Genomic DNA, 7,353 nt, shown 5'->3' on the forward strand with positions numbered 1-7,353 from the left:
GGGAGGAAGATATGGCGGATAAAAAAGATACAAACAAAGATAAGAACATTAAAAAGAGCCAAGCTTCAAAGATAAATGATTCGAAGTCGAAATCAAATAAAAATATTTCTAAGAAATCTAAAAATAAAAAAATCTTTAAATGGATTGGACTTAGTATTTTATTTGCATTTTTAGCAATAGCGGTAATTGGTGTAGGTTATGTAGTTGCGGTGGTTAAAAATACTCCACCTATAGATATTAATAAAGTTGTCAACGTTGATCAAACTCTTCAAGCCTATGATAATAAGGATGAATTTATAGCGTCTCTTCACGGTAAAGAAGATTATCAAAAAGCAACTTCTGATGAGATACCACAAAATCTTAAAGATGCTATAGTATCTATAGAAGATGAAAGATTTTATGAACATAATGGTATTGATATTAAGAGAATCCTTGGAGCTGTAGCTAATGATGCTATTTATGTAGTAACGGGAAAAGGTGGTCTTCAAGGTGCCTCTACATTAACTCAACAATTAGTTAAAAATACTATTTTAACTAATAAACAAACAATCGAAAGAAAAGTAAGTGAAATGTATCTTTCATTAGAGCTTGAAAAAATGCTTACGAAAGATGAAATATTAACTGCTTATTTAAACCATTTCCCTGTAGGGGGGATTGCTTATGGTGCTCAAGCTGGTGCGCAAATGTATTTTGATAAGGATGTTAAAGACCTAAGTCTTATACAATGTGCTTATCTTGCAGGTGTAACTCAAGCACCTACATCTTATAGTGCTTTTACCCCTAGAAATGAAAAAGATCCTAGCATTTATATAAATAGAACTAAAACTGTTTTATCTAAGATGCTAGAGCATAATTATATTACTCAAGATGAATATAATAAAGCAGTTAAAGATTTAGATGCTGGAAAACTTAACTTCAAAAAATCTAAAACTGATTACAGACTTCCATATGAAGATTTCATATACCCTGCTGTAGATCAAGTAAAGAAAGATTTAAAAGAAAAATATAAGTATAGTGATGAACAAGTAGAAAATCTTATTCAAACTGGTGGACTTAAAGTTTATACAACTATGGATAGAAACCTACAAGACTATGCTCAAAAAGTATTAAATAATTATAACAACTATGGAATAAATGGTTCTGATAAGCTTGGTAAAGATGGTGTTCCCCTATTACAGGCATCAGCTACAATTACAGATTACAGAACTGGTGAGGTTATTACAATGGTTGGTGGTAGAGGTGATCAGGGAGCTAGATCTTTAAATAGAGCTTACGATGCTCTTAGATCAGTAGGTTCATCAACAAAGCCTCTTACAGTATACGGACCAGCAATAGATACAAAGAAAGCAACAGCTGCAACTGTAGTTGATGATTCACCTATTCCAAAATCAATGTTGTCATCAAGTCCAAATAATTCACCTAATACTTATCAAGGATTAATTCCACTTAGAGAATCTCTAAGAGTATCTAGTAACGTTGGCGCTACTTTAACACAACAATTTATGGTTGGTAATGCCACTTCATTAGCATATGGAGAAAAATTTGGACTTAAATATCATAATAAAGATTACAGCTATTCTGCATATGCATTAGGACAATTTGATAATTCACCAAGCAATCCAGATGGAGGTAATACCTATATTATGTCATCAGCTATAGGTACATTTGGTAACAATGGTGTTTATGTTAAACCTAGATTATATACTAAAGTTGTAGATGAAAATGGAAAGGTGCTTTTAGATAGTACAAAGCACGAAGAAAAAATACTATCTCCTCAAGCAGCTTATATTGTATATGATATGATGAAAGGGCCTTTAACTTATAATGCTCAAAGAGCTAACTTAGGTGCTATGCCAGCTGCTGGTAAGACTGGTACCTCTTCTGATGTTAGAGATTATTGGTTTGCAGGATTAACTCCTCATTTCAGTGGTGCTGTTTGGGTAGGTTATGATAATCAAGCATCAATTAAAGGTGGTGGCTCTGGTAGAACAGCTTCTAATCTTTGGGGATTAATCATGAAGAAAGCTAATGAAGGTTTAAGCACTAAAGATATTGAAAAGCCTTCTGGAATAGTTGAAGTTGCTGTTTGTAAAGATTCAGGATTACTTGCAACTGATTTATGTAGAAATGATCCTAGAGGAAACAGAGTTTATACAGAAATGTTCATTGATGGTACTCAACCAACAAGTTACTGTGAAACTCATGTAAGTGCTAGAGTTAATAGTCTTACTGGATTACTTGCAACTGACAATACTCCACTAGGATTGATAACAAATAGAATCTTTATTAAGAAAGATCATCCAAATAGTGTGACTGCTGATTATAAGTATGTTCTTCCAACTTCATATGATAGTATGACATCAATGCCACAAAGCGAAGATAAGGATAAAGATAAAGACAAAGATAAAGATAATAAACATGATGAAGATAAACCTAATATTGAAAATACGTCTCCATCAGATACTAACAATAATAATGAAAACAATACTGATACTGATAATAAACCAACAGTTACCCCACAAGCTCCTCCATCACAGGGAACTACTTCTGGTGGAAGTAATTCAGGAGGGAATCCACAAAGAAATAAGCAAAATTAATTTTATAATAACCATCACAAATTGTGGTGGTTATTTTTATTTTCAAATATGAATTTTATATAATACTCTCTTGCAGTAAAATATACATTTTATATTTTTTTAACTATTTTATTCAACAAATTGTATATCTATGAATTTTTTATTACACATTCTTGCATTTTTATTCTTTTTATTATAAAATATATTATATTATATAGTTTAGGGAGGGGAAAAAATGGAATTATTAAATAATTTTATTTTACAGTTTAATGATATTTTATGGACGTACATTTTAATAGCACTGTTATTAATTTTAGGTGCGTATTTTACTTTTAGGACTAAATTCGTACAATTTAGGTACATAAAAGAAATGTTTAGATTGCTAGGAGACGGATTCTCATCAGAGAAAAAGAAAGGGAGTATTTCTTCTTTCCAAGCATTCTGCATTAGTACAGCTTCAAGGGTTGGTACTGGAAACTTAGCAGGTATTGCAATTGCAATATCAATTGGTGGTCCTGGCGCAATATTCTGGATGTGGTTAATTGCACTTATAGGTGCTGCTTCAAGCTTTGTTGAATCAACTTTAGCTCAAATATATAAGCAAAAAAATGAGGATGGCTCCTTTAGAGGTGGTCCTGCTTACTACATGGAAAAGGGACTAAACAAAAGATGGATGGGAGTAATATTCTCAATACTTATAACTATAGCTTTTGGATTAATCTTTAACTCAGTTCAATCAAATACTATTACTTTAGCATTTAAAGATGCCTTTGGAGTAGATAGAATAGTAGTTGGTATTATTTTAACTTTAATTACTCTTTTCGTAATATTTGGAGGAGTTCATAGAGTAGCAAAGGTTTCAGAAGTTTTAGTTCCGATAATGGCTTTAACTTATATTGCAGTTTCAATATTTATATTAATATTAAATATTACTGAAGTACCTTCAGTAATAAAATTAATATTTGAAAATGCTTTTGGATTTAAAGAAATAGCTGGTGGTACACTAGGTGGTGCTCTGCTTATGGGTGTTAAGAGAGGTCTTTTCTCAAATGAAGCTGGTATGGGTAGTGCTCCAAACGCCGCTGCTACAGCTGATGTAACTCACCCTGTTAAGCAAGGTCTCATTCAAACATTAGGTGTGTTTACAGATACAATAATTATTTGTAGTTGTACTGCATTTATAATTCTTCTATCAGGTGTTGATTACACTAACAAAGCAATTACAGGAATACAACTTACTCAAAAAGCTTTAAGTGCTGAAGTAGGTGCATGGGGAAATTCATTTATAGCTATATGTATACTTCTATTTGCCTTTAGTTCTATAGTCGGTAATTACTATTACGGAGAATCTAACATAGAATTTTTAACTAAAAAGAAATCTTATCTATTTATATATAGAATTTTCGTAATAGCTATGGTATTCTTTGGATCAATCGCAGAAATTCAAATAGTTTGGAATTTAGCCGATGTATTCATGGGACTTATGGCAATTGTAAATTTAATCGCTATAACATTGCTTAGTAAGCAAGCCTTTGCTGCATTACGTGATTATACAGAACAAAAAAGATCTGGTATAAAAGAACCTTTATTTAAAGCTTCTTCAATACCTGGACTTAAAAATGTATCTGAGTGGAATTAATAAAATAATAAAAACAGTAGGTATTTAAACACCTACTGTTTTTTTGTTAAGCTATTTTACTTTGGTTTTCTCTACTATATTACTAAATGTATTTATTATGTTACCTGAACTTGATCCTATAAAATAAATATTGCTTTCTTTATTATTTGATACACTTATTACGTAACAAAGCTCTAGTTTCTTACCCTCTTCTCTTCCACTAGCAAAAGCTAGATATGTAGATGAAGATATCTTGCCATCCTTATTGGTATCATTAAATGCTTTTAATGCTTTCTTCTCTGCCTCATCCTTTGATACATTAATGTCAATTTTCTTATGATTATCATCTTTAGTTTTATTTACGTATCCTTGAAGTTTACCATTACTCTTATTTATGTTCATTATAACTTCTTCTGAATAATATGGATATCCATCTTCGTATTTAGAAAAAATAACTGAATAAAATGGCGAATCTTCTTTTATATCATTATTGTTAGTATTAGTTTCCTTTATCCTATAATCACCAGTACATATTTTCGATAAGTAAACCTTTGCATTGTCTTGTGCTTCTTTAAGATTAATATTTATTATTTTACTTAATTTAATATTGTCTACAAAACTAATTACATTAAAATTCTTATCTAAATCTACTCTATAATTATCACTTATTAAAGAATATATTTCTTTATTTTTTTCTGCACCTGTTTTTTCTTCTAATTTAAATTTTATATTACTATCATTTTTTTCAATAATGTTTTCATTTTGCAATTTTTTAATAAACTTATCTGCTTCAACTATTTGTTTTCTTCCCTGTCCAAAGTAAGTATACAGTAAAATTGGTATCATTACTATAAGCACAACTAATATTGCTATGCTAATATATCTCCCTTTTTTTCTTCCCATAATGTCCCTCCATTTAAGTAAATACATGCCTAATTATATAATCATTTTACACTAATCCTTTTATTTATGGAATACTATAAAAAACAATTTATGTACTTTTTAAACTACTTACATCATATATGAACATTGTTATAATTCCCCTTCTTTGTGGTGACTTTCCTATTAATGTTATAGTATAATAAGTTTAAGAAATTTATCATATTTTTACTATTAGAGGAGGTTATTGTATGAGTTTATCAACATTAATAGAACAAAAGAGGAAAGCAAAAATTAGACAAGCACAAAAAAAGACTGCTAAGACATTAGTTGCCGGTGTAACAGTTGGTGCAATTGCAGGTGCTGTAAGTGGAGTTTTACTTGCTCCAAAATCAGGTAAAGAAACAATTAAAGATATAAAGGGTACAGCTAAAGATGTTAATGATAAAGTAAGAGCTCACGCTACTAAAGCTACAGCTAATTGCAAAAATAATATCTTAGATGCTAAATCAAAGATTAAAGATTATTTAAACAGTAAAAATCAAGCTACTGAAGTAGAATCTACCTTACCTAATGAAAAGGAAGTTGAAGAAGTAGTAGATGAAAAAGTAGAATCTGTAGAGGAAAATAAATAATGTATATTAACGTAGTTGATTTATTTTGGCTTTTTATTGGAATATTAGGTGCAGTAGCATTAATCATTTTAATACTTTGCTTACTAAAACTTTCAAGTGTTTTAAACAGAGTTGATACTCTTTTAGATCAAAACAAGAAAAATCTTGACACTACTTTAACTAACGTTAAAGATATTTCTGATAATGTTAAAGATATCAGTGATGTTGCAACAGAAGCTACAGCAGACGCTATAGTTGTAAAAGAAAATCTAACAGATCAACTTAATACCATAAAAGATATTATAAGTATAGCTGCAAGCGTATTTTTAAAGAAATAAAAAAGCAAGTGGAATTTTCCTTTTTCCACTTACTTTTTTAACCCTATTTCATATGCTAATTTTTCTTCTAAATCATTCCCACCAATTTTTTTGATAAGATTAAGATATAATTCTAAATTTCCCATTATATTTGTACTTAACATCAACTTCCCATTATCAGTATAATTTCTTTTTACTAACCTAAAATCACTTTTTTCCATATCAAGCCCATCTATCCACTCTCCATAAGGAACTAGAACCCCACTTAATTCTTTATAACTTGCTAAGTAGTAAATACCTTCATTAAGAGCACAAATAAAGTCACATTCACTATAATAACTTAATATGTTATCAATGACCTTTTCCCTACTTTCTTTTGAAACTATATTCTTTCCCCCTGGAATTATTAACACATTGAGCTTTTTTATATTTTCATTTTTATTAACCTGTAATTTTATGTTTTTACTAATATTAATTTCATTATCAATATTAATCCCATAAACATTAAACATTCTCTTACCTATAATATTATTAGCTTTATCAAATAACTCTTTTGCCATAGTATAATCAAGCATATTCATATTATTTATCATTAATATTCCTATATTAGTATTTGTTCCTTTATCAAAATTTAAAAATTCTTCTTTTGTTATCCTTATTGTTGTCTTACCACTAAATTTTCTTACCTCTTCAAATCCTATCTTTTGAGCTACCCTTTCACCTTGCACCGTTATTACATTATCCATTAGCATATCTCCGCCAAATTCTACAAAGTAATATTCAAGGAGCAATCTAACAGCTTCTTCACCATACCCTTTATTCCTATAATCTGAATGGACTTTAACATTAAATCGTGCAATTTTAGTTGCAGAATCATAACCATGGAAACTAACTTCCCCTATAGGCTTGTCTGAATTAGTATAAATAAGGCAATAAAAATTCTTTCCGTCTGTTGGAGCAACCATTTTTTTATAAAACATTTCCCATTTATTTTCTGAAAAATTGAATACTCCACCAATATCCTTCATGGTATCTTTATCGCCCCAAAGTTCTTGAACAAATTTTAGTTCATTATACTCTGGTTGCTTTATATATACTTTTTTACCATTCCTTCTATATAATCCTTCTCTTAGATTCATTCTAATCACCTTTATTAAAAAATTCACCCTTCTAAATTGTAACTATTTTAACTTTACTTTATTATAACAAATTTTCGCCACTTTTTTATATATTAATAAATTTTTATTGTTTATACATTATTTTTCATATTTTAATAAATTTTAGAAAAATACTTTTGCCAACTTTTTGAAATTATTCACTATTTTTTAAAAATCTTAGTATTACTAAAC

General features: G+C 29.4%; 6 protein-coding genes. 4 read left to right on the forward strand and 2 right to left on the reverse strand.

Annotation, left to right across the window (positions count from 1 at the left end; translation table 11 throughout):
• The first annotated feature begins 11 nt into the window (after window positions 1-11).
• Together K5V21_RS06715 and K5V21_RS06720 are read left to right on the forward strand one after the other, a co-directional pair.
• Window positions 12-2,597, forward strand: a complete 2,586-nt coding sequence (locus K5V21_RS06715; RefSeq protein ID WP_221860165.1) for a transglycosylase domain-containing protein — start codon at window positions 12-14, stop codon at window positions 2,595-2,597.
• A 214-nt stretch (window positions 2,598-2,811) separates the two neighbouring features.
• Window positions 2,812-4,215, forward strand: coding sequence for an alanine/glycine:cation symporter family protein (locus K5V21_RS06720; RefSeq protein WP_221860167.1), 1,404 nt, complete (start codon window positions 2,812-2,814; stop codon window positions 4,213-4,215).
• 51 nt (window positions 4,216-4,266) lie between these two features.
• Here K5V21_RS06720 and K5V21_RS06725 read toward each other — a convergent pair whose 3' ends face one another.
• Window positions 4,267-5,097: a hypothetical protein gene (locus tag K5V21_RS06725; protein WP_221860169.1), complete on the reverse strand. Its 831-nt coding sequence runs from the start codon at window positions 5,095-5,097 to the stop codon at window positions 4,267-4,269.
• A 227-nt stretch (window positions 5,098-5,324) separates the two neighbouring features.
• On the opposite strand from K5V21_RS06725, the gene K5V21_RS06730 reads away from it, so the two are divergent.
• Both K5V21_RS06730 and K5V21_RS06735 read left to right on the forward strand, forming a co-directional pair.
• Window positions 5,325-5,708: a YtxH domain-containing protein gene (locus tag K5V21_RS06730; protein ID WP_221860171.1), complete on the forward strand. Its 384-nt coding sequence runs from the start codon at window positions 5,325-5,327 to the stop codon at window positions 5,706-5,708.
• On the forward strand, window positions 5,708-6,025 hold the full coding sequence (locus K5V21_RS06735; protein ID WP_221860174.1) for a hypothetical protein: 318 nt from the start codon (window positions 5,708-5,710) through the stop codon (window positions 6,023-6,025). The genes K5V21_RS06730 and K5V21_RS06735 overlap by 1 nt, the downstream gene beginning before the upstream one ends.
• A gap of 29 nt (window positions 6,026-6,054) precedes the next feature.
• On the opposite strand, the gene K5V21_RS06740 is transcribed toward K5V21_RS06735, so the two are convergent.
• A complete protein-coding gene (locus K5V21_RS06740) occupies window positions 6,055-7,143 on the reverse strand; it encodes a GNAT family N-acetyltransferase (protein WP_221860176.1) in 1,089 nt (362 codons plus the stop codon).
• Window positions 7,144-7,353 lie beyond the last annotated feature (210 nt).

It is taken from the genome of Clostridium sardiniense (assembly GCF_019753795.1).
In the GTDB taxonomy this organism is placed as follows: Bacteria; Bacillota; Clostridia; order Clostridiales; family Clostridiaceae; genus Clostridium; species Clostridium sardiniense.

Coding starts and splice junctions, on each gene's coding strand:
- K5V21_RS06715 (WP_221860165.1), top strand. CDS start 12: ATGGCGGATAAAAAAGATACAAACAAAGATAAGAACATTAAAAAGAGC.
- K5V21_RS06735 (WP_221860174.1), top strand. CDS start 5,708: ATGTATATTAACGTAGTTGATTTATTTTGGCTTTTTATTGGAATATTA.
- K5V21_RS06740 (WP_221860176.1), bottom strand. CDS start 7,143: ATGAATCTAAGAGAAGGATTATATAGAAGGAATGGTAAAAAAGTATAT.
- K5V21_RS06730 (WP_221860171.1), top strand. CDS start 5,325: ATGAGTTTATCAACATTAATAGAACAAAAGAGGAAAGCAAAAATTAGA.
- K5V21_RS06720 (WP_221860167.1), top strand. CDS start 2,812: ATGGAATTATTAAATAATTTTATTTTACAGTTTAATGATATTTTATGG.
- K5V21_RS06725 (WP_221860169.1), bottom strand. CDS start 5,097: ATGGGAAGAAAAAAAGGGAGATATATTAGCATAGCAATATTAGTTGTG.